The organism is Streptomyces sp. NPDC097595 (assembly GCF_044761525.1).
Lineage (GTDB): Bacteria > Actinomycetota > Actinomycetes > Streptomycetales > Streptomycetaceae > Streptomyces > Streptomyces drozdowiczii_A.
The window spans coordinates 38089-63830 of the sequence record NZ_JBIWCN010000011.1 but is presented as its reverse complement, the minus strand read 5'-3'; the positions used below and the strand labels follow the sequence as shown (position 1 = coordinate 63830).

The following is a 25742-nucleotide window of genomic DNA, read 5'->3' as shown; positions in this document are numbered from 1 at the left end:
CGGCGGGAGCGGCCGCCTCATTCCGCCGGGGCCGGCGGGGCCGGCAGCACCCGCTGGGCCCAGATCCGGGCCGCCACCGCGCACACCGCGACGGCCAGGCCCAGGCCGAAGACGATCCACACCGTGGTGCGCAGCGAGGAGGTCAGCGCGTCGAAGACGGCGGCGGCGGCGCCCGTGTCGCTGTCCGGGACCTCGTCGAGCACCCGGTCACGGGCCAGCGCCAGCAGCCCGCGCAGCACCAGCGCGCCGAGCGCGAAGCCCGCGCCGGCCACGGCTGTGCCGGACAGCGTGGCCAGGGCGCGGGCCCGGCGGCCGGGTCCGCCGCGCAGCCAGGCGAGCGCGACGGCGAGCAGCGCGAAGACGATCGTCGCGACGGCCGGCCACACGCTCGCGGTCCGCAGCCATCGGAAGCTCTGCCGCAGCTGGTCGGCGCGGTCGGCGGAGACCAGCTGGATATCGGTGTGCTGGACGGGGATCTGGTCGGCGAACGGCACCCCGTTGTCCACCAGGTTCTGCTTCACCTGCTCCGTGACGGGCGCCAGGTCGATGGTGACGCTCTCGCCGCTCTGCCCGTCCAGCGCGGCGGTGACCGTCTCGTGTGCGCTGCGGTTGGCGGCGGTCCAGGCGTCCTGGAAGGCTTCCGTGGTGGTGAAGGACTCCACGGCCTGGTGCAGGAACTCGCGCACGGTGCTCTGGAGCGGTCCGACGTCGATCTGCTTCATCGCGTTGTCGGTGATCAGATCGGCGACGGTGGACTGCACATCCGGGTCGTCGGCGAGCGGGGCGACGGCGGAGACGTAACGGTCCGTGTCGTCGATCTCCAGGTCGACCCAGGCGGACAGCGCGCTCAGTGGCACCAGGACGGCCAGCAGCACCAGCAGTACCGCCGACAGGGCCACCGAGAAATACGTCCGCACCCCTCCAGGGAATCCCGGATGGGGCCGGGGCGCCCCGGGCCGTGGGCCATCCGAGTTGCCGGGCGGCCCGACCAGGTGTGCTCTGGAGGGAAAGCGGGGGTGACGGAAGGAGCTCTCTGCCATGGCCGCACAAGCTTCGGTGCCGGCACGCGGGAGGCACGCGACGCCCGCCCGGCACCGCCCGGTCCTCAGCTGGGCGATCCCGGTCACGCTGGGCGTGATCATGGGCTGCTACGCGACCGCCATCGTCCGCGGCGGCGGGGTCCTCACGGGCACCCGGCTGGCCCTCGGGCTGGTCTCGGGCGCCGTGCTCGCGGTGCTCTGCTTCGGGCTCGGCCGCATCCAGAACAGGCTGCCGCGCGAGCTGCGGGCCGCCGCGTACGGGGTGCTGACCGGCGGTTCGATCGGCTTCCTCTACAGCCTGTCCGGCGCGAGCATCCTGGCGGCGTCGGTGATCGGGCTGATCCTCGGAGCCGGCGGACTGCTCGCCGCGTACTACTACTTCTATACGCGGGAGTGACGCCCGCGCCCACCCGCACGTCAACGATCCTTGACCTTCTCCATGGGGGAAGGCCAAGGATCGAGTGTGCCGGGGCGGGAAGTCCGCCCGGTATGAGGAGGCGTGCGGTGACGGAGGACGGGCAGGGGCGGGGCCCCGGCGCGGCGCTGGTGACGATCGGGGCGTTCGCCCGGCTGTCCCGGCTGTCCGCGAAGGCGCTGCGCCGCTACGACGAGCTCGGCCTGCTTCCGCCGGCCCTGGTCGATCCGGTGAACGGCTACCGGTATTACGACCCGGCGCAGGTGCGGGCGGCCCGGCTGGTGGCCTGGCTGCGCCGGATCGGGATGCCGCTCGCCCGGATCAGGGAGGTGATCGCGCTGGACTCCGGCGCGGCCGCCGCGGCGATCCGGGCGTACTGGGCGCGCGTCGAGGCGGAGACGGCGGCCCGCCGTGACCTCGCGGCCTTCCTCATCGACCAGCTGTCGACGGAGGACGTCATGACATCGGTGGGCACACTCGGAATCCGCTACGCGGCCCGCACGGACACGGGGGCGGTGCGCGAGACCAACCAGGACGCGGTCTACGCCGGTGCCCGGCTGCTCGCGGTCGCCGACGGGTTCGGTGCGGGCGGGGCGGGGGCCAGCACGGCCGCGATCGAGGCCCTGAAGCCGGTCGCGCCGGGCGCGGTGCCGGCGGGCGAGCTGCTGAACACCCTGCACGACGCGGCGGAGCGGGCGGCGCTCGCGGTACGGGACGCGGTGGCGGGGAGCGCGGCGCCGGACGAGTCCGGCACGACGCTGACGGCGATGGTGTGGACGGGCTCCCAGCTGGGGCTGGTGCACATCGGGGACTCGCGGGCGTATCTGCTGCGTGGGGGCGAGCTGTTCCGGATCACGCACGACCACAGCCTGGTCCAGTCGATGATCGACGACGGTTCGCTGACGGAGGAGGAGGCGTTCTCGCACCCGCAGCGCGCCATGCTCCTCAAGGTGCTGGCCAAGGACGGCCCGTACGGCTCCGGGCCCGATGTGGACGTCCGGGAGGCGCTGCCCGGCGACCGCTATCTGCTCTGCTCGGACGGGCTCTCGGCGGTGGTCGACGGCGGGGATCTGGCACGGGTGCTGGCCGGGGCGGACGGGCCGTCCACCGCCGTGGGCGCGCTGATCGAGCTGGCGGAGGCGGCCGGAGCGCCGGACAACGTGGCGTGCGCGGTGGCGGACGTCGTGGAGCTGTGAGTACGGGGGAGGGCCCCGCACCACGCGTGGTGCGGGGCCCTCCCCCGCGTACCGGATCAGTTGCGGACGACGGTCACCGGGCACGAGGCGTGCTGGGTGACGTGCAGGCTGACCGAGCCGAGCAGGGTCGCCTTGAAGCCGCTGTAGCCGCGCGCGCCCACGACCAGGAGGTCGGCGCCCTCGGCCCGGTCCAGCAGGGCCTGTGCCGGGTTGCCGATCACGACGACCTTGCTGACGGCGGCGGCGCCCTGGGCGCCCAGAGCCTCCTCCAGGGTCTCGGTGAGGGACACCGTGGCCATGGCCTGGGGGTCGAAGTCCTCCGGGAGGCCCGGCATCATCGACGCCCAGCTGGTAGCGGGGTACTCCCAGCTGTTGACGGCCTCCACCGTGTCACCGGTCAGCTCCGCCTGGCGTACGGCCCAGTGCAGTGCCTTGACCGACGACTCGGAGCCGTCGACGCCCACCACGATCCTGCCCATCTCTGCCTCCAGCTCGGTTCCGCGGTTGTGCTCGGATCACGTGTTCCCGTACGACTCTAGTCAAAACGGGCGAAACGGCGATCTCCGTGGGGCCGGTCAGGCCGTGCGCAGGGCCGCGAGCTGCTGCTCGAAGGGGACCACCTCGTCGTCGAGCCCGGCCGTCTTGGGCGCCCGGGACACCGCCCGGCCGCCGGTGACGGCGTCGGCCAGCTCGCCGCCCGCGCGCCGGATGCGGGCGGGCAGGCCCTCGGTGTACTCGTCGCCGGACGCGCCCCAGTCCTCCGACGCCGCGTAGACCGAGGTCGGCAGGGTGACGGCGCGCAGGTAGGCGAAGAGCGGGCGCATGGCGTGTTCCAGGACCAGCGAGTGCCGGGGCGTGCCGCCGGTGGCGGCGACGAGCACGGGCTTGCCGGTCAGCGCGGTGTTCTCGACCAGGTCGAAGAACGACTTGAACAGGCCGCTGTACGAGGCGGTGAACACCGGGGTGACCGCGATCAGGCCGTCCGCGCCCGTCACCGCCGCGAGCGCGTCCTCCAGGGCGGGCGGCGGGAAGCCGGACACCAGGTGGCTCGCGATGTCCCCGGCCAGGTCGCGGAGCTCGATGACCCGCACGTCGACCGGGCGGTCCTGCGTGGCGTCGAGCCGGTCCCGGGTGGCGGCGGCCAGCCGGTCGGCCAGCAGCCGGGTCGAGGACGGGTTGCTGAGGCCCGCCGATACGGCGACGATCCTCACGGGTTCGGTGGCGAACACGGTCAGCTCTCCTTCGTGGCGGCGTGGGCGGGGTGCAGCGGCGCGGTCTCGGGGACGCCGGCCGGGCGCAGCGCGGCGAACTCCTTGCGCAGCACGGGGACGACCTCCTCGCCGAGGATGTCCAGCTGCTCAAGCACAGTCTTCAGGGGCAGTCCGGCGTGGTCCATCAGGAACAGCTGGCGCTGGTAGTCGCCGACCGCGTCGCGGAAGGACAGCGTCCGTTCGATGACCTCCTGGGGCGAGCCCACGGTCAGCGGGGTCTGCTCGGTGAAGTCCTCCATCGAGGGCCCGTGGCCGTAGACCGGCGCGTTGTCGAAATACGGGCGGAACTCGCGTACCGCGTCCTGGGAGTTCTTCCGCATGAACACCTGGCCGCCGAGGCCGACGATCGCCTGCTCGGCGGTGCCGTGGCCGTAGTGCGCGTACCGCTGGCGGTAGAGCCGCACCATCTTCTTCGTGTGCTCCATGGGCCAGAAGATGTTGTTGTGGAAGAAGCCGTCGCCGTAGTACGCGGCCTGCTCGGCGATCTCCGGCGAGCGGATGGAGCCGTGCCAGACGAACGGCGGCACGCCGTCCAGGGGGCGCGGGGTCGCGGTGAACGACTGGAGCGGCGTACGGAACGTGCCCTCCCAGTCCACGACGTCCTCCCGCCACAGCTTGTGCAGCAGGGCGTAGTTCTCGATGGCGAGCGGGATGCCCTGGCGGATGTCCTTGCCGAACCAGGGGTACACCGGGCCGGTGTTCCCGCGGCCCATCATCAGGTCCACGCGGCCGTCCGCGAGGTGCTGGAGCGTGGCGTAGTCCTCGGCGATCTTCACCGGGTCGTTGGTGGTGATCAGCGTGGTCGAGGTCGACAGGACGATGCTCTTCGTCTGCGCCGCGATGAAGCCGAGCGTGGTGGTCGGCGACGAGGGGACGAACGGCGGGTTGTGGTGCTCACCGGTCGCGAAGACGTCGAGCCCGACCTCCTCGGCCTTCCGCGCGATGGCGACGGTGGCCTTGATCCGCTCGTGCTCGCTCGGCGTCGTACCGGTGGTGGGGTCGGTGGTGACGTCCCCGACGGTGAAGATCCCGAACTGCATGGCGTCCGCCTCCTGGTCGCTGTTGTTGAACCTTGAACTATCTGAACGCCCCGTACAACGGGGGGCGGGGGCCGGGTATTCCTTCCGACCCGGGGACCAGGACCGATGGCCGATGCGGGCGGTGCGGCGGCCCTCGTACGCTGCGGCAACGCGGCCCCGCGCCGCCCGACGAAGGGACCCCCGTGTCGTTCACCACCGAGACGCATGTCCGCCTCGCCCGCCCCTCCCGCGATCTCGGCGCCGCCGAGCGGTTCTGGGTGGAGGGGCTGGGGCTGACGGTCCTCTTCCGCGCGGACGCGGGGCGGGAGCCGGGAACGCATGACCTTCTCATGGTGGGGCACCCCGGTGCCTCCTGGCATCTGGAGCTCACGCGGGGCCCGGTCGCCCCCCGGCCCACCGAGGAGGACCTGCTCGTCCTGTACCTGGACGGCCCGGTCCCGGAGGACCTGGTGGCCCGCCTGCTCGCCTGCGGCGGTACGAGGGTCAGCTCGCCGAACCCGTACTGGAACGAGTGGGGGGTCACGGTGGAGGACCCGGACGGGTACCGCGTCGTCCTGTGCCGCCGGGGGTGGCGCCCGTAGAGGAGGCGCGCCCCGGACCGGCGCGGAGGGTTCCGTCCTCAAGCGCCGGACGGGCTGGGTTTGCCCAGCTGGGCCGGGTCCGCGGGGGCATTTCAAGCCCGTCCGGCGCTTGAGGACGGAACCCCGCGCCCCGGCCCGGGGCGCCCCTCAGCGTCGCGTGAGTGCCCGGCGGCCCAGGAGTTCCGCCAGGCCGCGGCGTGTGGCCGCGATGATCACGCGGTCCGTGGGGTGGAGCACGTAGCCGGGGTGGAGGTTCCAGACGAGGGCGCCCTCGGGGGCGCCGTCGGGGGCCACGTCCAGGGCCAGGACGCGCCATGCGCCCTCGCGGAACGCCTGGTCCACCGTGCGGCCCTCCAGCTGGGGGTGGCCGCCCACCTCCACCGCCGCGAACAGGAGCACCTTGCGCTCGACCGGGATCGCGCCCAGGATCTGCCGGCCCATCATCGCGACCGCGAAGGACGGGCCCGCCAGGTGGGAGACCGAGCGGGAGCGGGTGATCGCCCGCGGGTGCGCCGTGCGCAGCGTGCGGTAGACCGCCGTGGCGAACTCGTCGTCGAAGAGGCGGACCGTCACCCGCAGGTTGGGCTTGAGGGACCTCGCATACAGAGCCGCCTCCAGGTTCGTCGTGTCGATGCTGGTCAGCGCGAGGAGCCCCCGGGAGCGGCCGATCTTGGCCGCCTCCAGGACCCCCTCGTCCGTGACGTCACCGAGCACCACCGGCACGTGCAGCCGCCGGGCGAGGGGGATGCCCCGCGCGTCCGGGTCCTCCTCCACGCAGACCACCGGGATGCCCAGCTCCCGCAGGTGCACCAGGACCCGGGTGCCGATCTTGCCGAGCCCGAGCAGCACCACGTGCCCGGACAGCCCGCGCGGCGGCCGCCGCAGCGACGACGCGCTGCGCAGCGAGCCGAACGCCTCCAGGACCCCCGCCACCAGCAGCGGCAGGAGCATCAGGCCCGCGATGCCGGAGAGGATCTGGATCACCTGGCGGGCGGTGGGCTCACCGATCGCCGGGTCGCCCATCGCGAACAGGTCGAGCAGGGTGAGATAGGCCGCGTGCAGCGGATGGTCGCCGGTCGTGAGGGAGGACGCCACCGCGAGCCCGAGCACCGCCAGCCCGACGCCCAGCGCCGACCACCGCAGCCGCCGCGAGAAGAACTGGCTCAGCGGCGCGCTCCGGCCGCTCATCCGGGGCCTCGGGGCGGCGGGTCCGGACTGCGTGACGGCCTCCAGGACGACCGTGCCGCGCCCGGTCGCGGCAGCGATCTCCGCAGGCCCGGGCAGCAGCTGCGGCCCCTCCGCCCCGCTGCTGTCGGAGCCCTCCGCGCCCGCCGGGTCGTGGGTGGTGGAGGAGAGCAGCGCCAGGGTGCACAGGCCGGGATTGGCGACCTGGCCGCCCGGCGGCGGGGTGCGCTCGGCGGCCCGCAGGAACAGGCCCTCGGCCCGGATCACCCGCGTCGACCCGGCGAGCGCGGTCGCCGCGAGGGCGGGCGCGGCGGTGTCCGCGTCGGACAGCACGGTGGTGGAGGCGTCGATCGCGGCCGGGTCGAGCCCCGGGGACGCGACGGCGGCGGCCTGGTCGAGCAGGGTCTCCAGATGCTGGCCCAGCTTCCGGTTGAAGAGGCGGATCACCAGCCGCACACGGGGGTTGAGCCGGCGCGCGGTCAGCGCCGCCCGGATGTTGCGCTCGTCGTCGTCGTAGACGAGGGCGACCGCCGAGGCCCGGGCGATGCCCGCATCGGCCAGCGCCTCGTCGGACGGCTCGGCCGCCTGGAGGATGCGCACCGCCTCGACGCCCGCGAGGGAGTCCCCGTCCGCGCCGTGCAACAGCCCGCCGCCGTTGCGGTTCATCGCGGACGCCATCCGCCCGAACAGCGCGGCCGCCCGCCCGCGCCCGCTCAGCGGCTCGTCCGGCCTGACCGCACCCGGCTCCGGCGGCACGACGAGGGTGACCCGCTCCCCGTACACGTACCGCAGCTCCACGGCGAGCCGCTGGGCGAGCGCGTCGTCTCCGCAGACGACCATGTGGCCGTAGAGCGGCGAGGGTTGGGGTTGCTGGGGGAAGGACACGTGACCCAGCATGCCTTGCTCCCTTCCGTTGATCGAGGACGGTCAGCGGTCTTCGGGGTGCCGCGCCAGCAGGTGGCGCGGGTCGGCGGCGCGCCCGATCGCCGTCTCGACGGCCGCGATCCGGTCCGCGAGCAGCCCCAGCGCCGCCACCGCGCGGGTCATCGGATCGCCCTCGGGCCCGCCGAGCGCCTGGGTGCGGACGTACGAGGAGCAGAGCGCCGCCCACCGTTCGGTCTGCGCGGGCGTGAGCGTGCCCCGCAGCGCGGCGAGCTTCAGGAGCGCGGCCTCGGCGCCGCTGGTGAGCGTCTGCGCCTCGCCCGCGTAGTGGTCGTCCACGACGGCGGACAGCTCGGCGTCGTTCATCACGGGCGCGATCCGCTCCGCGATCCGGTTCATGTTGCGGTAAGAACCCTGGAGCCGGAACGGCGGCTCGGTGCGGGTGGCGTCGGTCTGCGCGGCGGACGCGATGTACGCGGCGTTGACCGCGAGCACCGTGTCCCGGGCCCGCAGCAGATGCCGCAGCACGGCGGTGATCCGGTCCACCTCGGCGGGCGCGTAGGGGTGTTCGAGCTGGTCCGGACGGGCCGTGGGGTCCTCGGCGGCGAGCCGCAGCAGCAGCGCCAGGTCCTCGCGGGAGCGGCCGGCGAGCGGGGCGAGGACCGGATTGGCGGTCAGCGCGTTCTCCACGAAGCTCAGCGCGAAGGTGTCCTCGCGGCCGGACAGCACCTCGCCCAGATTCCACACGTCCGCCCGGTTGGCGAGCATGTCGGGCACCTGGAAGCGCGCCCCGGACTCGGTGTACGGGTTGCCCGCCATGCACACCGCGAACCGCTTGCCCCGCAGGTCGTACGTGCGCGGCTCACCGTCCCGTACGCCCTCGATGCGGCGCGTGGCGTCGCAGAGCGGGATGAACTTCTGGAGGAGTTCCGGCGAGGTGTGCTGGATGTCGTCCAGGTAGAGCAGCGTGTTGTTGCCCGCTTCGAGCGCGAAGTTGATCTTCTCGATCTCCTGGCGCGCGGTCGCGCTGCCCGCCTGCGCGGGGTCGAGCGAGGTCACGTCGTGGCCCAGGTTCGGTCCGCTGATCTTGACGAGGACGAGCCCGAGCCGGTCGGCGACGTACTCCATGAGCGTCGTCTTGCCGTAGCCGGGCGGCGATACGAGCAGCAGCAGCCCCTGCGAGTCGGTGCGGCGGTCGGCGTCGGCGGTGGAGAGCTGCTTGGCGAGGCTGTCCCCGACCAGCGGCAGATAGACCTCGTCGAGGAGCCGGTTGCGTACGAACGCCGACATCACGCGCGGGCGGTGGTCGTCGAGCCGCAGCCGGGTCCGCTCGGCGGCGACCAGGGCGGTGCGGCGGCGCTGGTAGGCGCGGAATCCGGGGACGACGGCGGTACGGAACTCCTCGGTCCGGGCCAGGAGCTCGTCGATACGGACGGTGAGCCGGCCGTGCTCGATGCGCGGGTGGACGCCGAGGAGCCCGTCGACGGTCTCGGTGAGCGGCGCGTCCGCCTCGTACCGGCCGAGCAGGGGCTCGGGGCACAGCTCCACGGCGACGGCCTCCGCGAGGTCGCCCGGGTCGATCTCCGTGCCGCTCGCCCCGGCGTACGAGGTGAGCCAGCCCTCCACGAGCTGGCGCCGGGCGGGCAGGTCGTCCGCGAGGGCCGCGAGGTCGTCGTCGTACGCCGAGGTGCCGGTGGCGTGCCGGAACTTGTCCAGGAACGCGCGGACGGAGGCCCCCGTCGCGAAGCCCTCGGGCCCGCCGGTCAGCTCCTCGAAGAGGTACGCGGCGACCGTCCGGGGGCTCTCGCCGCCGATCACCGCCGCCCACTCCTCCTGGAGCGCGGTGACCGCCGGGGCGAGGCCGAAGGTCTCCCGGGCGCGGGCCAGCGAGCGGGCGCGGCGCGCCCAGGAGGTGCGGCGGGCCTCGTCCGTCCCGTGGGCCCAGAACAACTGGGCGGTGGCCCGGACGGCGGGCGGGAAGCGCAGCAGCCCGGCGCCCGCGTGCAGCCGCAGCAGCGCGGCCAGGATCGCGGTCGCGTCCTCGTCGTGGACGCCTCGCTGATACCCCTCGTCGTACGCGGCCGCCGCCGATTCCCGTACGAGCGTCGCGAGTTCGCCGCCGTCCAGGGAGGCGAGGCGTTCCGCGCCGTGCTCGTCGAGGAGGCGGGCCGCCAGGTGCTCGCCCCGGTAGACCGACGGGGACTCGGACGGGAGCGTCTGGTCCCAGTACGGGCGGGTCGCGGCGAACTCCGGGTCGGTCACCGGCATCCGGTAGTCGGTCCCGGTGACGGCGAACGCGAGCGTGCCGTCCTGCGGCACGAGGGTCAGCTCGAACGGCTGGGTGTTCACCGCGAACCGGTGCCGGCCGAGGCGGATCACGGACCCGCCGTCCGCGTACAGCTCGTCCCGGTCGCGCAGCGCCCGGCCCGCCTCCTGGCGGGCGGCGAGCAGCTGCCCGTCCAGCTCCTCCGCGCGCACGGTGTCCCCGAGCGCCCGCAGTTCCTCGGCGGTCCGGCGGATCTTGGCGACCATCGGGTCGGAGGCGAAGTAGGTGTGGACGGCGTCCGCGTCGGGGAGGGCGGCGCCGCGCCGGGCGACCGTCTCCAGGACCCGCGCGGCGGAGTCCGCGAGGCGTTCGGTGCGGCGGGCCAGCTCGTCCTGGAGGCCCTGCTTCCGGGCCGAGAACGCCTCGTACACCTCCGTCCGGCGCTCGCCCAGCTCGGCCAGGAAGTCGTCGTACTCCGCGAACCGCCCCTCCAGGTTCTCCAGCTGGAGCAGCAGCCTCGCCAGCTGCTCGTCGCAGGACTCCGGGGTCCCGGCGGCGGCCAGCGCGGCCGTGACGGCCTGCCCGAGCAGCGCGGACTCGGCGGCGAACTCGGCCCGGCCCTCGTGGTCCGCCAGGGCGCGGCGGCGGGCGTCGAGCGTGGCGCGGGCCCGGTTGACGGCGCCCAGGACCTCCGCGATGCGTTCCAGGATCGACGTGCGGACCACCCCGTCGCCGATGTCGAGCCCGGCGACGACGTCCGTGACGGTGCTCAGGCCGTCCGTCATGGCGGCCAGCCGGTCCCCGAGCGCGGCGGCGTCGGTGACCGTGGCGAGCTCGGCGGCCTCCTCGGTGAGGCGGGCGATGTCCTCGTGGTACCCGGTGAACGCGTCGTCCCTGGCCAGGAAGGCGACCGCGCGGCGGGCGGCCGCCTCGATGTCCTCGGCGGTGGTGGCGGTCAGCTCCGCGATGCGCTCGGTGTCCGCGTACCGCATCTCGGCGAGGGTCGCCAGATGACCGTGCGCGCCGCGCAGTTCGGTGAGGCGGTCGACCCACTCGGCGGCGGTGCGCGGGGCCTCGCCCCGGACCCGGCGGACCAGGGCGGTGATGCGGTCGGCGGTCTCGGTGAGCGCGTCGGCGGCCTGCCGGGTGAGGGCCTGGACCGCCTCGAACTCGGCGACGACCTGGCACGCGGTCTCCCGCAGCTCGCCCAAGGGCTCGGCCAGGGAGTCCAGTTCGGCGTCGTCCAGCCAGTGGTAGCGGTCGCCCGCCCGTACGCAGTCGGCGACCAGCCGGTCGTACACGGCGGCGGTCGGCGTCGTCTCGGACGCGGCGTGCGCGAGGGCCAGGCAGTCGGAGATCCCGCGCACGAGGTCGGCGTTGCCGACCCGGGCCAGGGGGCCTTCGCCCGCCGGGCGGGACGCGGCGTAGGTGTCGGAGACGTACGGGGTCTGCCAGCGCTGCAACGGGTGGACGCGTGCCGGACCGTCCTCCACCGGATCGCGCAGCACCACGAGCGTGCCGTCGTCCAGCAGGGCGTGGCCCCGGCCCTGGAGGGGGGTCGCGACCTCCTGGCGGATCACGTTGTACGGAAGGAGGAGGCTGCGGCCGTCCTGGCGGGAGCGGAAGACGTACAGCACGTCCTCGCCGTTCGGGGAGCGGACGGCCTCCTCGAAGACCGGGTCGGTGAGCGGCTGCGCGATGTCGAAGGTCCTGGCCTCGCCCGTCGTCAGGTAGAAGCCGCCGGGGAAGATGATCCCCTGGTCCTCCGGGAGCCGTTGGCAGGCCGGGCCGATGCCGTCGAGGCGGGTGACGGTGGACAGGAGCGCGTTGAAGACGAGGTGGCGCCTCGCCTCCTCCTTGTACGGGCGGACCCGCAGCAGCACGAGCGGGCCCAGCTCCGCGTACTCGACCTCGGCGTCCGCGAGCGACTGGAGGGGTTCGGTGACCGGCTCCTCGTAGATCCCCTCCGGGGTCTCCGTGTCGTTGACGGTCTTCACGGTGAGCGTGCCGCCCAGCGTGTCCACGTACAGCTCGGCCTCGCAGCCGATGGCGATGTGCGGGTGGCGGCCCGTGACGTGGGCCTCGCGGCCGGCGGTCGTCCAGCCGAAGTCGTGCGACGGCGGGAAGACGTGGTCGCGCTCGCCGCGCGCGTCGAGGAAGGCGCCGGGGGAGCCGTCGGGGTTGAGGGCCCAGCGCAGGACCCGGATGTCCTCGGCGGTGTCGCCGGTACGGAAGACCGCCAGCAGGCGGCCCTCGGTCCGGCGCAGCCGCAGCAGGCGGGCGTCACGGAAGTAGCGGTGCAGGCCGTCGAATTCACGGACGAAGGAGGTGTCGGTGAGGGGGGTGCCGGTGCCGGGGGCGAGGTCGGCGGCGTAGAGCGCGAGCACGTCGTCGACGGCGGGGGCGTCCTGCCGGCCGGGGCCGCGTTCGAAGCCGAAGAGCAGCTCGCCGCCGAGTGCGACGAGGTCGCGGGGGGTGGAGGGGCGGGGCGTCCGGATCTGCTCGCTGCGGAGGAGGGCGAGGCCGGTGGCGCCGAACGCCTCGGTGCGGCGGGCGTTGAGGGCGGTGGCCCTGCGGGCGAGCTCGGTGGCGTGCGTACGGAGGCGGCGCCGCAGGACGTCGTAGTCCCCGGCGGCGGGGGCGGTCACGGTGTCCACTGGGTGCTCCTTGCGGTGTGTCGTGCGGCGGTGTCCTCAATCGCCGGACGGGCTCGGACTTGCCGTCCAGGCGTCCTCAATCGCCGGACGGGCTTGCTTGGTCCGCGGGCCGGCTTTGAGCTTGCGGTCCAGGTGTCCTCAATCGCCGGACGGGCTTGAGATGTCCGCCGGGCGCACTGGAAGTGACCGCCGGCGGGGCTTGAAAGGCCAGCCCGGCCCCACTCAGCCCGTCCGGCGATTGAGGACGGAGGGTGCTGGGGTGGGCGTTCAGGCTGCGGACGTCGGCCCATCCGAGCCCGTCCGGCGATTGAGGACGGACGGGATCCGGTGGGGCCTCGGGCAGCGGACCCCCTACGACACCGGCGTACCGTTCAGGGGCGCCGGGGTCAGGCCGCTGACCGGGACGTCCGCCAGGCCCAGCGAACGCGCATGGTCCAGCAGCGCCCGGACCTGGTCCGCACCGACCCCCGACGATGGCGAAGCCATCATCCGCATCAGCAGCGCCGACACCGTCAGGTTCTGCACATCACCCGTGGACACCGACGACAGCACCCGCGTCAGATCCTCCGTGAACGAGGACTCGCCGTTCAGCCACGGACCGGCCAGCGCCTTCGCCGTATCGGAGTTCGAGACGAAGCCGTCCAGGCTCTTGCCCATCGAGATGGACGAGACCAGCCGGTCGAAGAAGACCGAATCGCCGCCGACGATGTCGATGTCCGCGTTCTCCAGACCCGTGGCGAGCACCGTCGCCTGCGACTCGGCGACCTGCCGCTGGACGTCCAGCCCCGCGAGCCGGATCTCCTTCTCGGCGGCCAGCCGCAGCCGGTACTCCTCGTGCCCGCGCGACGCGTCGTCCAGCGCCGCCATCGCGGCCGCCTTCTCCGTGAGGCCGGCGGCCTCCGCCTTCAGCTTCTCGCCGATCATCGCCGCGTCGGCCGTCGCCTGCGCCTGCGTACCCTCCGCGTCCGCGAGGGCCTTGAGACGGGCGCCCTCGGCCTCCGCCTTGAGCCGCGCGGACGTGGCCTCGGCCTCGGCGAGCCCCGTCTTCTCGATCACCTCCGCCTCCGCGTCCCGCACCTGGACGTCCGCGAGGCCGGCCGCCGCCGACTCCGCCTGGATACCCTCGGCGAGCCGCAGCTTGGCCTGCGCGTCGAGGTCGGCGGTCTTCAGCCGGGCCTCCGCGAGCGTCAGCTGCTCGGCCGCCCGGTGGGTGGCCGCCGCCTCCGCCGCCTCGGCGGCCTTGATGTCCTTGACCAGCCGCTCCTGCGCCTCCGCCTCGGCGGCGATGATGACGGACTTGCGGGTGCGCTCGGACTCCTCGACGGACCGGAGCGTCTTGATGGACTCCTCCTGCTCGGCGACCGTACGGTCCACCGCGATCCGCTCGCGGATGACGTCGGCGACCTCGCGGCGCTCCGCCTCGACCTCCTTCGTCGCGGCGATGCGGTTCAGCTCGGTCTCGCGCTCGCGCCCGATGACCTCCAGCATCCGGTCCTTCTCGATGCGCTCGTTCTCCACGGCGATGACCCGCTCGCGGTTCTTCTGCGCGACGGCGATCTCCCGGGCCTGGTTCTCCCGCTGGATGCCCAGGTGCTCCTCGGTCTTGATGAACGCCGACTGGGCGCCCAGGCGTTCCTCCTCCTGGACCCGGGCGGTCACCGCCTCCTCGCGGGCCCGCAGCGTCTCGACCTCGCGGCGCTGCTTGATCTCCGCCTCGGCCTGCCGGCGCTCCAGCTCCAGGATGGTCTCCCGGGCGTCGACATCCTGCCGGGTGATCTCCTTCTGCTCGGTGCGCTGGAACTCATTGGTGCGGACGTGCTCGATCGCGGTCAGCTCGGTGATCTTCCGGATGCCCTGGGCGTCCAGGATGTTGGCGCTGTCGAGCTGCGCCATCGGGGTCTGCTCCAGGAAGTCGATCGCCGCGTCGTCCAGGTGGTAGCCGTTCAGATCGGTGCCGATGACCCGGATGATCCGGTCGCGGAACTCCTCGCGCTTCGTGTACAGGTCCACGAAGTCCAGCTGCTTGCCGACGGTCTTCAGCGCCTCGGAGAACTTCGCCGCGAAGAACTCCTGGATGGCGACCTTGTCGCTGGCGCGCTCGGTGCCGATGGACTGGGCGACCTTCTTGACGTCCTCGACGGTCTTGTTCACCCGCACGAAGAACGTGATGTGGATATCGGCGCGGATGTTGTCCTGGCAGATCAGGCCCTCGCGCCCGGTGCGACGGATCTCGATGGTCTTGACCGAGATGTCCATGGACTCGGCCTTGTGCAGCACCGGCAGGACGACGGCGCCGGTGAAGGTCACGTCGACCTTCTTGGTCTTGGAGATGATCAGGGCCTTGCCCTGCTCCACCTTGCGGAAGAGCCGGGTGATGATCAGCAGCACGGCTACGGCGATGAGCAGGACCACGGCGACGAGCAGGCCGAGGCCCAAGGAGATGGCTTCCATGACAGTCCTTGGCGGCAGGTGATGCGGAAATGAGCGGTTTCACGTGAAACAGGGCGCGGCGGCACACGGCGTCCGGGCAGGCGGGACGGGCCCACCGCGCCGACAGGAGCGGTGGCTCAGACGGCGGGGCCGGAGGCCGTACGGCCGTGCGGCGGACCCGGGTCGAGCGCCTTGTCGAAGGCCGAGACCCAGAAGAACTCCCCGGCCTCGTCGTACGCGTACAGCAGTCCGGAGCATCCGGAGGTCAGCTGCGCGTCGACGGGTTCCAGCTGGCGCACCTGGACGGTGGCGGTGGTCCCGTCGTCGGCGGTCACCTCGGCCTGGCCGAAGTCCGTGGAGACCGAGCCGGTACGGATCGTGCAGACGCGGCCCAGGAAGTCCTGGCGCGATGGCGGAGGCTGGTCGGGGAAGTAGCGCCGGAAGTGGTGGACGAGCAGCCGCACCGCACCCCAGGCGAGCAGCAGCGCCCCGGCGAGCACCGCGCAGGCCAGCACGGCGCGCAGCGGTCCGGTGGCGCCCGAGCGGTGCACCAGGACCGAACCGGTCAGGGCGGAGAACCAGCCGACGGCGATCATCAGGGACACCGAGACGGTGACCGGGACGCCTCCGACGCCCGCGAGATCGGTGTCCAGGTCGGCGTCGAAGGAGTGGTGGTCGGCCGCGCCGACCAGGACGAGCAGCCAGAAGGCGATGACGACGACCAGCGCGGCGGCGAAGAGTACGGCCGGGAAGGACAGCGCCGCGTCCAGGAATTCCCGCATCGGTACCGACCCCCTGCCGTTCCGTCGGCGGTGTCGCCGGCGTCCGTGCGGACCGGTCGGAGACCCCGGTGCCACGGCGTCGCCCTCGACGACACCGCGGCAGCCGGGTCTTCCCCCGATCCCCCGTGCACCCCCGTGTTTCCCCCGTTGGTCCCCCGGTCGGTGCTGACAGGATCGTGCCATCCGGGGAGGCCCGATCGCATTGCCGGAATGCGGCAACGTTCGCCGCTCCCCGATGCCGGGCACCGGCACCGCCCCTCGTGCGTTGGGCTGGTGTCGGTACGGAATGGAAACGGAGGCGGACGCATGGCGGAACCGGTGATTCCCGACAGTTTTCTGGAGGGTTACGCACGGATACTCGGGGAGGCGGCCGTCTCGGGGCGGCGCCTCACCCGTGAGGAGCTGGACTCCCGCCGCGCCCTGGGCCGGGAGGCCGCCGAGGCCGGCCACCAGCTGCGCGCCCTGGTCCGCATGCACCTCGCCGAGACCCGCGCCGCCTGGCCCGCCCCCGCCCCCGGCGCGAGCCCCGCCGCCGCGGCCGCCGCCACCGACGGCGTGCTGGCCGCGATGGAGCAGGCGGTCGACGCGTTCGCGGACGGCTTCGAGCGCGCCCAGCGCCTCACCGTGCGCCGCGAGGAGGCCGCCAGACGGGAGTTCATCGACGACCTGCTGTACGGGCGCAGCGATCTCGGCCGGCTCGCCGAGCGGGCCACCCGCTTCGGGCTGCGCCTCTCGCGCGCCCACGCCGTGGCGGTCGCGACCGGCCCGGAGGCGTACACCGAGACGGAGGCGGTGCCCCGGCACGTGGAGTCGGCGATGCTGGCCCGGTTCGGCGGGCGCAAGATCCTGCTCACCACGAAGGACGGGCGCATGGTGTGCATCGCGCCCGGCAGCCAGCCCGACGTCCTGCGCTACTTCGCGAAGCAGGCGCACGCGGCGACGGACGGCGGCCGGGTCGCCGTCGGCCGCGCCCACCGGGGCCCCGGCGGCGTCGTCCAGTCGTACGACGAGGCGCTCGACGCGCTGGACCTGGCGGACCGGATGGACCTGGACGACCCCGTGCTGTTCGCCGCCGACCTGCTGGTCTACCCGGTGCTGACCCGGGACCGGCAGGCCATGGCCGATCTCGTGCGCAGTGAGCTCGGCCCGCTCCAGAAGGCCAGGGGCGGCGCCGAACCGCTCCTCAAGACGCTGACGGTGTACTTCGACGCGGGCTGTGTCGCCGCCGAGACCGCCCGCCGCCTCTCGCTGAGCGTCCGGGCCCTCACGTACCGGCTGGAACGCATCCACCAGCTGACCGGCTCCGACCCGGCGGACCCCCAGCACCGCTACACGCTCCAGACCGCCGTGATCGGCGCCCGACTGCTCGACTGGCCCGCTAAAGAGGTCTAGGGCCGGCACAGGGAACGGCGCCGCCCCCGGGAGGAGGCGGCGCCGGTCGGTGCGCGGGGCGGGTCAGCCGCCGTTGTGGTGCTTCTTCTCGTGCTTGTGGCACCCGCACTTCTTGGGCTTGACCGTGACGGTGACCGTGGCCGAGGCGGTGTCGCTCGCGATCTCCTCGCCCTGCGGGTCGGTGGCGCCGGCCTGGGCCACGTTGGTGATCCGGCACGTGACGGTGTCCTTGCCGCCGCCGCGGGTGCCGCTCTTCCGGCAGAGGTCGATGTCGGCCGGGGTGATCCGATAGGTCCCGCGGCAGGTGGTGCTCGCCCCGGGCGCCAGCGTGGTCGCGTCGCAGACCACTGCGGCGACGCGGTTGTCCACCACGTGCACGTCGTGCAGCTGGGTGCTGCCGGTGTTGGTGACCGTGTACGCGTAGCGGACGTCGGACCCGACCTGGAACGGGCCGTCGGAGACGACCCTCTTGTGCAGCGTCAGATGGGGCTGCCCGACGGGGAGGGTCTGATACGTCTCCGGCGAGGTGACGGTCTCCCCGTCCGCCGTACCGGTCGCCGTGGCGGTGTTGGTCACGGAACCGGCCGTGCCGTCGGCCGCGGTGATCGTGTAGGTGCCGGTGCACGTGGTGCTGTCACCGGCCTCCTCCGCCGGGGCGAGCGTGGTGGAATCGCAGGTGATGTCCGTGACGTGGTCGTCCTGCACGGCGACGCCGGTCAGTCCCGCCCCGCCGGTGTTGCGGACGGTGTAGGCGTACGTGACCGTCTGCCCGACCGCGTACGGGCCGGGGGTCTCGACCCGCTTCTCGACCGAGATGCCCGGCGCCCGCTCGATCGGCACGGTCTCCGACGAGGGCGGGGAGGTGACCGGCTCACCGCCCGATGTCCCGGTCGCCGTGGCCGTGTTGTCGATCGAGCCGTTGGTGACGTCGGCGGGCGTCACCGTGTACGTCGCCGTGCAGGTGACCGTCTCACCGGGCGCGAGGCTTGTCACCGGGCAGGAGACCGGGCCGGTCTTCGGGTCGTCGACGGCGAGGTCGTCGATGGTGGTGCCGCCCGAGTTGGTGACCACGAACTCGTAGGGCACCTGGGTGCCGGCCGTGAGGTCACCGGGCAGCGGCTGCACGACCTGCTTCACGAGATTCAGCCGGGGCAGCGGCCGTTCGGTGCGCACGGTCACGTTGCGGATGAGGTGGGTGTCCGTGAACAGACCGGTGGAGGCCGCGAATCCGAACTTGTAGGTCGCCGGCACGGGGGTCGGCGCGTCGGTCTGGAGGACCTGCTGGGCGCCGTTGCCGTCGTTGAAGTCGATGGACACGGTGACCTGCGGGTCCGGCGCCGGGGTGATCACCACGTGGACGCGGCGGCGCGAGGGTTCGAGGTCCTGCTCGGCCTGGACGGGATCGCCCGACACCGTGGTGGTCGGCCCGTGCAGTTGGCCGGGGAGGGTCGACGGCCAGGGGCCGGTGGTGGAGAAGTTGCTGGTGGTGGCGGTGAGGAAGCAGTAGCCCTCGATGCCGTCGCCGGGGCCGCGCAGCGTGACCATGTTCGGCCCGGGCGCGGGCACGTGGAACGCCGTGCCCGCGGGAGAGCGCCGGTCCGGCGGGCAGCCGTTGCCCCGGTGCTCCCAGTCGCCGAAGTAGTTGCCGAGGACGTCGAGCCCGACTCCCAGATAGCCGCGGTCCACCCCGGGGAGGAACTCGGCGTTCGGGTCGTCGTCGGGCAGCTTCTGCGCGTATCCGAGGCTGCCGCCGAACGCGCCGGGGTGGGTCAGCTCCGCCTCCCCGTCGACCAGGAAGAACGAGATGCCGTCGGCCGGGGCGATGGCGCCCGTGGTGGTGCCGTACTGCCACTGGTCGAAGGTGACGTCCAGGCCGTCGTCGGCGGGCAGCGCGTGGTTGTAGAGGACCGCGCCGGACTGGTCGTTGGAGGAGTCCGTCAGCCGCAGATAGCCGCGCGGGGCGGCGTCGTTGGGCGGTTCGGGGCCGACGCCCACCGTGCAGCCCCCGAGCGGGTGGTTGCCGGCTCCCGGCAGGGCGTCGGCCCCGGGCGCCCCGGTGAGGCAGGCCGAGCCGACCCCGGTGAACTCCGGGGCCGTGGCCTGGGTGAAGGTCTCATCGAGCAGGGTGGAGCCGCCTTGGCGCGGCTGCGCGTGGGCGAGTTCCCCGGTGGAGGCCAGGGGGCCGGCCACACCGAGGGCGAGGGCCAGCGCCGCGAGGGCGGCGAACCGTGGGGCCCGTACGGGTCCGCCCAGCGGTGACGAGCGTGGTTTGCGGGTCATGGACAGCACAGATAGCAGTCACTATGTGTGATGAACTGATCGCGAGCCCTGTGTCCGCCGCGAGCACCCGGCCAGCCGTACCCGCCCGTCCGAACGGCTCCACATGCGGGACGGGCCCCCTCCGCCTAGCGTGATCAACCGGGGGATTCCGGCGGTGTGCGCAGCGAGGGAGATCCGCCCCATGGCCCGTGAAGCAGGTCCCCGAGAAGCAGGAACCAGCCGGGCGCACCCCCGGGAGGACCATCCGTCCCACCGCTGGTGGGTGCTCGGGGTGATCGGCCTCGCCCAGCTGATGGTGGTGCTCGACGCGACGATCGTGAACATCGCGCTGCCCTCCGCCCAGCAGGACCTCGGCTTCAGCGACGGCAACCGGCAGTGGATCGTCACGGCGTACGCCCTCGCCTTCGGCTCGCTGCTGCTGCTCGGCGGGCGCATCGCCGACCTGGTGGGCCGCCGGGTGGTCTTCCTGACCGGCCTCGTCGGCTTCGCGGGCGCCTCCGCGATCGGCGGCGCCGCCCCGAGCTTCGAGATCCTGGTGCTGGCCCGCGCGTTGCAGGGCGTGTTCGGCGCGCTGCTCGCCCCGGCGGCGCTGTCCCTGCTCACCACCACGTTCACGGTGCCCAAGGAGCGGGCCAAGGCGTTCGGGATCTACGGCGCCATCGCGGGGGCGGGCGGTGCGGTCGGGCTGCTGCTCGGCGGGGTGCTCACCGAGTACCTGGACTGGCGCTGGTGCCTCTACGTCAACCTGGCCTTCGCGTTCCTGGCCTTCGTCGGCGGCTGGCGGCTGCTGACGGCGGGGGCGCCGGCGGACCGGCCCCGGCTCGACATCCCGGGGACGCTGCTGGTCTCGGCCGGTCTCTTCTGCATCGTCTACGGCTTCTCGGAGGCCGAGTCGCACTCCTGGAGTTCGCCGCTGACCTGGGGGTTCCTGGTGGCGGGCGCGGTGCTGCTGGCGGCGTTCGCGTGGTGGCAGACCCGGGCGGCGCATCCGCTGCTGCCGCTGCGGGTGGTGCTGGACCGGGACCGGGCGGCGTCGTTCCTGGCGATGTTCATCTCCGGCGGCGGGATGTTCGGCGTCTTCCTCTTCCTCACGTACTACTTGCAGAAGGGCCTGGGCTATTCGCCGGTCTCCACCGGGCTCGCCTTCATCCCGATGGTCGCCTGCATGATCGCCTCGTCGGTGACGACGACGAATGTGCTGCTGCTGCGGTTCGGCGCGAAACCGATCGTCCCGACCGGGCTGGGCATCGCGGCCGCCGCGATGGTGTGGCTGACCGCGCTGGACCTGGACAGCACCTACGCCGCCCATGTGCTGCCGCCGTTGCTCTGCCTGGGCATCGGCCTCGGCGCCGTCTTCGCCACGGTGATGAACCTGGCCACCGCGGGCGTCGGGCCACGGGACGCCGGGGTGGCGTCGGCGATGGTCAACACCAGCCAGCAGGTCGGCGGCTCCATCGGCACGGCCCTGCTGAACACCCTCGCGACCACCGCCGCCACGAACTACCTGGTGGGCCGCAGGCCGACCCCGCCCGTCGTCGCCCAGGCCCAACTGGAGAGCTACGCCACCGCGTACTGGTGGTCCGCGGGCTTCTTCGCCCTCGGCCTCGTCGTCACCCTGTTCCTGTACCGGCCGGGGCCACCCCATCCGCACCTCACCGAGGAACCGGCGCGGGCGTGAGGGATCAGCGCTTCGCGCCCTCCGTGAGCCGGACGAACGGGATCGACTCGCCCACCCGCCGGTAGTCCTCCGTACCGCCGTCCACCTCGAAGCCCAGGTACGCGCAGAGCCGGCGGGCGACCCTGGGGTGGCGGGGCGCGTACCGGGCCATCAGCTCGCCGCCCTCCTCGGCGGTCAGCACCTGCGCGGTCACCGCGTGGAAGCGGCGGCCGGCCTGCACCGTGGCGTGCGGGGTGCGCTCCAGGTTGCGGAACCAGTCCGCGCCGGGCCCGAAGCCCGAGGCGACGGTCCAGCAGGCCCGGCCCTCGTGGGTGCCCGCCTCCACGACCTCGACGGCGGTCCGGCGGGGGAGGCCCGAGACGCGGCCGGTGTGGACGAGCAGCAGCAGCCGGCCCCGGAAGAGCGGCCCGAGACCCATGCGGAACATATGGACGGGCAGCCGGAAGGCGGTGCGCCGCCAGCCGGTCGGCGGGGCCGGGCGCCGGGGAGCGGGCGAAGCCGCGGATTCATGCGTCACTATGCAAACGTTGCACAATCAAAAGGTCGGGGCCAGTGCTCGCCGTTGTCGGTCCGGTACCGGTTGAGCGGCATTTGCGTATCGGATGACCGCCGGTTCGAGTAAGCCGCCCGGGCGCGGTAAAAAGGGGCATGGCCGCGCACGGACAGGCACCCGATGACCCCCCGACCGCCCCGGACGGGGACGACGTCGACGCGGTGACGGGCGCGGTGCTGACCGCGTCGAGACTGCTGGTCGCGGTGTCCGCCCGGTCGCTCGCGGCGGTCGAGGACCGGGTGACGCTGCCCCAGTTCCGGCTGCTCGTGGTGCTCTCCACGCACGGGGAGGCGAAGCTCGTCACCCTCGCCGAACGCCTCGGCGTGAACCCCTCGACCGCGATGCGGATGCTCGACCGGCTGATCGCGGCGGGCCTCGCGGAGCGTCAGGTCAACCCGGCCAACCGCCGCGAGACGGTGCTCCGGGTGACGCCCGAGGGCCACCGCCTGGTCGAGGAGGTCACGGCCGGGCGCCGCCGGGAGGTCGCCTCGATCGTGGAGCGCATCGCCCCCGCGCAGCGCGCCGCGCTGATCGACGCGCTGCGGGCGTTCACCGACGCGGGCGGGGAGGCGGCGGCCCCCGCCGAGGGCACCGACGCCTACCCGCTGGGCTGGGCGCCGGACCTGCCGGCGGGAGCCTGAGGGCCGGACCTGCCGGCGGGGGCGTGACCGGCCCGGCGGCCGGGGCGCACCCCGGCCCCGCCGCCCGCACCCCGGCCCCACACCGTCACTCGGTCGACGCCGAGACCTCTTCCCGGGCCGCGGGGACCGGAGCGGTGTCCGCCGCGACGGCGGACGCACCGTCCTTGCCGCGCCACTTCTGGACGCGCTCGACCACCGGCTGGGTCCAGCGCGCGGTGAGCGGGCCGACGATGACCAGGATCAGGACGTACGCGGTGGCGATGGGGCCGATGCGGGGCTCCGTGGCGACGGCCAGGCCCGCGATGACGATGGAGAACTCGCCGCGCGCGACGAGCGTGCCGCCCGCCCGCCAGCGCCCGCGCGGTCCGATGCCGGCGCGCCGGGCGGCGTACCAGCCGGTCGCGATCTTCGTGAAGACGGTGACGATCGCGAGCAGCGCGGCCGGGAGGAGCACCGGCGGGATCTCGGCCGGGTTGGTGGAGAGCCCGAAGAACACGAAGAAGACGGCGGCGAACAGGTCCCGCAGCGGGGTCAGCAGCTTGCGCGCGCCCTCCGCGACCTCACCGGAGAGCGCGATGCCGACGAGGAACGCGCCCACGGCGGCCGACACCTGGAGCTGCTGGGCCACCCCGGCGACCAGGACGGTAAGGCCGAGCACGACGAGCAGCAGCATCTCCGGATTGTCGGAGGAGACCGCACGGCTGATCAGCCGGCCGTGCCGCAGCGCCAGATAGAGCACGAACCCGACCGTGCCGAGCGCGATGAGCAGGGCGATGCTGCCGCCGGCGAGGCCGACGCCCGCGAGCATCGCGGTGAGCAGCGGCAGATAGACCGCCATCGACAGGTCCTCGATGACCAGCACCCCGAGGATGACCGGTGTCTCCCGGTTGCCGAGCCGTCCCAGGTCCGCGAGGACCTTGGCGATCACACCGGACGAGGAGATCCAGGTGACACCGGCGAGCGCGACGGCCCCGACCGGGCCCCAGCCGAGCAGCAGCGCGGCGACCGCGCCCGGGGTCGCGTTGAGCACGAAGTCCACGGCCCCGGACGGGTACTGGGTCTTCAGGCTGGTGACCAGCTCGGACGCGCTGTATTCGAGGCCGAGCAGGAGCAGCAGCAGGATGACGCCGATCTCGGCGCCGACGGCGGTGAACTCCTCGCTGGCCCCGAGCGGCAGCAGCCCGCCCTCGCCGAAGGCCAGCCCGGCCAGCAGATAGAGGGGGATCGGCGAGAGCCCTATCCGGCCGGCGAACCGCCCGATGATGCCGAGTCCCAGGATGACGGAGCCGAGCTCCATGAGCAGTGCGGTCGTGTCGTGCACGGTCAGCCCTCCGCGATGATCTCGGAGAGCGTGTCGACGCCCTCGCGTGTTCCGACGGCGATGAGCGTGTCGCCGATGGCCAGCCGGAAGTCCGGCCCGGGGGACGGGTGCGCGCTGTGGGTGCGCAGCACCGCCACGATCGAGGCGCCGGTCCGGGTCCGCGCCTGGGTGTCGCCGAGCAGCCGGCCGCCGTACGGCGAGCGGGTGCCGAGCGGGATGTGCTCGGTGACCAGGTCGATGCCCTCGGTCCGTACGGCGTCGATGGGCGCCGCGTCGATGAGGTGCGCGAGACCGGTCGCCTCCTGTGGGGTCAGGGGGACGGAGAGCCGGCACGAATCAGGGTCGTCCTGGTCGTAGAAGCCGATGAACCGCCGCCCGTCGTGGTGCACCACGACGGAGATGTGCTGCCCGGACTCGGTGGTGTAGTCGTACTGGACGCCGACTCCGGGCAGCGTGGTGCGGTGGGTTCCCATGGCTTCCTCCCGAGGAGCGCGGTACGCGCGAGGCACTTGGCGATCTCTTTAGACCCGCATTACCTTATCCGGAGGTATGCGCCACCCCTGAGGGGCGTTTTCCGGCCACCGGACCGTTGCGGTCCGGGGCCCGGCACACGAATGCCCGGCCGGTTGCGCAACCGGCCGGGCACGCGGGTCCGTTCGTACGGTGGATCAGTCCGTACGGGGATCAGTCGCCGATCTCGATCTTCCCGTTCTTCTCCGGAGAGGCCACCGGGACCGCCGGCTCGGCGGCCGGCTTCGGCACCGCGCCCTTGAGGTTCTGGAGCAGCGCGGCCAGGTCGACCCCGGTGGTGGAGCTGAGCAGCTCCATGCCCTGGGCGACGTTGTCCGTGACCGTACGGGACAACTGGCTGGCGCCGTCCGTGGAGATGACGGTCATCTTGTCGATCGCGCTCATCGGCTCGGCGGCCTTGGCGACGACCTGGGGCAGCACCTCGACGAGCATCTGGAGGACGGCCGCGTCGCCGTACTGCGCGAAGGCGTCGGCCTTCTTCTGCATGGCCTCGGCCTCGGCCGAACCGCGCGCCGCGATGGCGGCGGCCTCCGCCTCACCCTCGATGCGCACCGCCTCGGCGAGCGCGGAGCGGTGCAGCTTCTCGCCCTGACCGGTGAGCCGGGCGCGCTCGGCGGCCGCCTCGGCCTCCTTGACCTGGGCGATGCGGCGGGCCTCCGCCTCCTGCTCCGCCTGGTAGCGGGCGGCGTCGGCGGGCTTGCGGACCTTGGTGTCGAGCTCGCGGTCGGTCAGCGCGGCCTGGCGCTCGGCGACCTTCTCCTGCTCGGTGAGCACTTCCTGCTGGCGGGCGGCCTCGGCGAGCGGACCGGCGGCGTTGGCCTTGGCGGCGGCCGCCTCGGTCTCGGCCTTGATCTCCGCCTGCTTCAGGTAGAACGTCCGCTCGGCGATGGCGATCTCCTCGGCGGCCTTCAGCCGGGCCTGCTCCGAGGCGCGGCGGGCGATGGCCTCCGCGATGTCGGCCTCCTGCTTGGCGCGGGCGGCCTCGGGGCGGCCCAGGTCCTCCAGGTAGGAGCCCTCGGTGGTGATGTCCTGGATCTGGAAGGCGTCCAGGATCAGCCCCTGGCCGGACAGGCTCGCCTCGGCCTCCTCCGCCACCTGGCCGGCGAACGCGGCGCGGTCGCGGATGATGTCCTCCACGGACATCCGGCCGACGATGGCGCGCAGTGCGCCGGAGAGCACCTCCTGGGTGAAGCCGACGATCCCGTCCTGCTGGCGCAGGAAGCGCTGGGCGGCGGCCCGGATGGCGTCCTCGCTGCCGCCGACCTTGACGATCGCGACGCCTTCGAGGTGCGCCTTGACGCCGCGCAGGGTGACGGCGCCGCGCACGGCGACCGGGATGTGCCGGCTGGACAGGTCCAGAGTGAACTTCTGCTGGACGAACGGCACGACGAAGACGCCGCCGCCGACGACGACCTTCTGGCCGCTGTTGTCGATGCTGGTCCGGCCGGTCACCGGGTCGACGGACTTCTTGCCCCGGCGGCCGGTGATGATGAACGCCTGGCTGGGGCCGGCCACCTTGTAACGGGTGATCACGGCGAGGGCGAGCAGGAAGAGGAGTACGACGACTCCGACGATCGCGATCATTACGGGACTCATGCGGT

At 73.2% G+C, this 25742-nt stretch carries 19 protein-coding genes; 6 read left to right on the top strand and 13 right to left on the bottom strand.

The genetic code is table 11. The annotated features are described in order from the left end of the window. Positions 1-17: 17 nt before the first annotated feature. Complete coding sequence (locus ACIQZN_RS18780; RefSeq protein WP_403994673.1) at positions 18-917, bottom strand: hypothetical protein; 900 nt, start codon at positions 915-917, stop codon at positions 18-20. Between the two features lie 121 nt (positions 918-1038). Between ACIQZN_RS18780 and ACIQZN_RS18775 the strand changes: the two genes are divergently transcribed. Together ACIQZN_RS18775 and ACIQZN_RS18770 are read left to right on the top strand one after the other, a co-directional pair. Beyond that, positions 1039-1437, top strand: coding sequence for a hypothetical protein (locus ACIQZN_RS18775; protein ID WP_403994670.1), 399 nt, complete (start codon positions 1039-1041; stop codon positions 1435-1437). 92 nt (positions 1438-1529) lie between these two features. Further along, positions 1530-2651 (top strand): MerR family transcriptional regulator, encoded by a 1122-nt coding sequence (locus tag ACIQZN_RS18770; protein ID WP_403994667.1) that lies wholly within the window; start codon positions 1530-1532, stop codon positions 2649-2651. A gap of 56 nt (positions 2652-2707) precedes the next feature. On the opposite strand, the gene ACIQZN_RS18765 is transcribed toward ACIQZN_RS18770, so the two are convergent. The 3 genes from ACIQZN_RS18765 to ACIQZN_RS18755 form a co-directional block, all read right to left on the bottom strand. Next, positions 2708-3130, bottom strand: a complete 423-nt coding sequence (locus ACIQZN_RS18765; RefSeq protein ID WP_328901065.1) for a universal stress protein — start codon at positions 3128-3130, stop codon at positions 2708-2710. A 96-nt stretch (positions 3131-3226) separates the two neighbouring features. Continuing rightward, positions 3227-3880, bottom strand: coding sequence for an FMN reductase (locus ACIQZN_RS18760; protein WP_403994664.1), 654 nt, complete (start codon positions 3878-3880; stop codon positions 3227-3229). 2 nt (positions 3881-3882) lie between these two features. Then, positions 3883-4962 (bottom strand): LLM class flavin-dependent oxidoreductase, encoded by a 1080-nt coding sequence (locus tag ACIQZN_RS18755; RefSeq protein WP_403994661.1) that lies wholly within the window; start codon positions 4960-4962, stop codon positions 3883-3885. A 182-nt stretch (positions 4963-5144) separates the two neighbouring features. Between ACIQZN_RS18755 and ACIQZN_RS18750 the strand changes: the two genes are divergently transcribed. Next, positions 5145-5543: a VOC family protein gene (locus ACIQZN_RS18750; protein WP_403994658.1), complete on the top strand. Its 399-nt coding sequence runs from the start codon at positions 5145-5147 to the stop codon at positions 5541-5543. 147 nt (positions 5544-5690) lie between these two features. On the opposite strand, the gene ACIQZN_RS18745 is transcribed toward ACIQZN_RS18750, so the two are convergent. The 4 genes from ACIQZN_RS18745 to ACIQZN_RS18730 all read right to left on the bottom strand — a co-directional run bounded on the left by ACIQZN_RS18745 (position 5691) and on the right by ACIQZN_RS18730 (position 15745). Further along, positions 5691-7625 (bottom strand): NAD-binding protein, encoded by a 1935-nt coding sequence (locus ACIQZN_RS18745; RefSeq protein WP_403994655.1) that lies wholly within the window; start codon positions 7623-7625, stop codon positions 5691-5693. Positions 7626-7655: 30 nt separating this feature from the next. Next, positions 7656-12533, bottom strand: a complete 4878-nt coding sequence (locus ACIQZN_RS18740; protein ID WP_403994652.1) for a DNA repair ATPase — start codon at positions 12531-12533, stop codon at positions 7656-7658. Positions 12534-12884: 351 nt separating this feature from the next. Continuing rightward, a complete protein-coding gene (locus ACIQZN_RS18735) occupies positions 12885-14984 on the bottom strand; it encodes a flotillin family protein (protein ID WP_403994649.1) in 2100 nt (699 codons plus the stop codon). Between the two features lie 116 nt (positions 14985-15100). Then, positions 15101-15745: a hypothetical protein gene (locus tag ACIQZN_RS18730; protein ID WP_403994646.1), complete on the bottom strand. Its 645-nt coding sequence runs from the start codon at positions 15743-15745 to the stop codon at positions 15101-15103. A gap of 306 nt (positions 15746-16051) precedes the next feature. Between ACIQZN_RS18730 and ACIQZN_RS18725 the strand changes: the two genes are divergently transcribed. After that, on the top strand, positions 16052-17137 hold the full coding sequence (locus ACIQZN_RS18725) for a PucR family transcriptional regulator (RefSeq protein ID WP_403994643.1): 1086 nt from the start codon (positions 16052-16054) through the stop codon (positions 17135-17137). Between the two features lie 63 nt (positions 17138-17200). Here ACIQZN_RS18725 and ACIQZN_RS18720 read toward each other — a convergent pair whose 3' ends face one another. After that, on the bottom strand, positions 17201-19417 hold the full coding sequence (locus ACIQZN_RS18720) for a hypothetical protein (RefSeq protein WP_403994641.1): 2217 nt from the start codon (positions 19415-19417) through the stop codon (positions 17201-17203). A gap of 181 nt (positions 19418-19598) precedes the next feature. Here ACIQZN_RS18720 and ACIQZN_RS18715 point away from each other — a divergent pair, with 181 nt between their 5' ends. Continuing rightward, entirely contained in the window at positions 19599-21095 is a 1497-nt protein-coding gene (locus ACIQZN_RS18715) for an MFS transporter (protein WP_403994638.1), read from the top strand. A 4-nt stretch (positions 21096-21099) separates the two neighbouring features. On the opposite strand, the gene ACIQZN_RS18710 is transcribed toward ACIQZN_RS18715, so the two are convergent. Next, on the bottom strand, positions 21100-21612 hold the full coding sequence (locus ACIQZN_RS18710) for a nitroreductase family deazaflavin-dependent oxidoreductase (protein ID WP_403994636.1): 513 nt from the start codon (positions 21610-21612) through the stop codon (positions 21100-21102). Between the two features lie 131 nt (positions 21613-21743). Here ACIQZN_RS18710 and ACIQZN_RS18705 point away from each other — a divergent pair, with 131 nt between their 5' ends. After that, the gene (locus tag ACIQZN_RS18705; RefSeq protein WP_403994633.1) at positions 21744-22289 is read left to right on the top strand and encodes a MarR family winged helix-turn-helix transcriptional regulator; all 546 of its coding nucleotides are present in this window, start codon (positions 21744-21746) and stop codon (positions 22287-22289) included. Between the two features lie 85 nt (positions 22290-22374). Here the strand turns inward: ACIQZN_RS18705 and ACIQZN_RS18700 are convergent, their stop codons facing one another. The 3 genes from ACIQZN_RS18700 to ACIQZN_RS18690 form a co-directional block, all read right to left on the bottom strand. After that, positions 22375-23610, bottom strand: a complete 1236-nt coding sequence (locus ACIQZN_RS18700; RefSeq protein ID WP_403994630.1) for a cation:proton antiporter — start codon at positions 23608-23610, stop codon at positions 22375-22377. A gap of 2 nt (positions 23611-23612) precedes the next feature. Then, positions 23613-24083: a cation:proton antiporter regulatory subunit gene (locus tag ACIQZN_RS18695; RefSeq protein ID WP_403994627.1), complete on the bottom strand. Its 471-nt coding sequence runs from the start codon at positions 24081-24083 to the stop codon at positions 23613-23615. 211 nt (positions 24084-24294) lie between these two features. Further along, positions 24295-25737 carry a flotillin family protein gene (locus ACIQZN_RS18690; protein WP_403994624.1) on the bottom strand — a complete coding sequence of 481 codons (1443 nt, stop codon included), beginning with the start codon at positions 25735-25737 and terminating at the stop codon, positions 24295-24297. Positions 25738-25742 lie beyond the last annotated feature (5 nt).

What these genes read in the sequence shown, in the direction of transcription:
- ACIQZN_RS18775 (WP_403994670.1), top strand. Translation starts at nt 1,039, where the DNA reads ATGGCCGCACAAGCTTCGGTGCCGGCACGCGGGAGGCACGCGACGCCC.
- ACIQZN_RS18770 (WP_403994667.1), top strand. Translation starts at nt 1,530, where the DNA reads ATGAGGAGGCGTGCGGTGACGGAGGACGGGCAGGGGCGGGGCCCCGGC.
- ACIQZN_RS18765 (WP_328901065.1), bottom strand. Translation starts at nt 3,130, where the DNA reads ATGGGCAGGATCGTGGTGGGCGTCGACGGCTCCGAGTCGTCGGTCAAG.
- ACIQZN_RS18755 (WP_403994661.1), bottom strand. Translation starts at nt 4,962, where the DNA reads ATGCAGTTCGGGATCTTCACCGTCGGGGACGTCACCACCGACCCCACC.
- ACIQZN_RS18745 (WP_403994655.1), bottom strand. Translation starts at nt 7,625, where the DNA reads ATGCTGGGTCACGTGTCCTTCCCCCAGCAACCCCAACCCTCGCCGCTC.
- ACIQZN_RS18735 (WP_403994649.1), bottom strand. Translation starts at nt 14,984, where the DNA reads ATGGAAGCCATCTCCTTGGGCCTCGGCCTGCTCGTCGCCGTGGTCCTG.
- ACIQZN_RS18730 (WP_403994646.1), bottom strand. Translation starts at nt 15,745, where the DNA reads ATGCGGGAATTCCTGGACGCGGCGCTGTCCTTCCCGGCCGTACTCTTC.
- ACIQZN_RS18725 (WP_403994643.1), top strand. Translation starts at nt 16,052, where the DNA reads ATGGCGGAACCGGTGATTCCCGACAGTTTTCTGGAGGGTTACGCACGG.
- ACIQZN_RS18720 (WP_403994641.1), bottom strand. Translation starts at nt 19,417, where the DNA reads ATGACCCGCAAACCACGCTCGTCACCGCTGGGCGGACCCGTACGGGCC.
- ACIQZN_RS18715 (WP_403994638.1), top strand. Translation starts at nt 19,599, where the DNA reads ATGGCCCGTGAAGCAGGTCCCCGAGAAGCAGGAACCAGCCGGGCGCAC.
- ACIQZN_RS18705 (WP_403994633.1), top strand. Translation starts at nt 21,744, where the DNA reads ATGGCCGCGCACGGACAGGCACCCGATGACCCCCCGACCGCCCCGGAC.
- ACIQZN_RS18695 (WP_403994627.1), bottom strand. Translation starts at nt 24,083, where the DNA reads ATGGGAACCCACCGCACCACGCTGCCCGGAGTCGGCGTCCAGTACGAC.
- ACIQZN_RS18690 (WP_403994624.1), bottom strand. Translation starts at nt 25,737, where the DNA reads ATGAGTCCCGTAATGATCGCGATCGTCGGAGTCGTCGTACTCCTCTTC.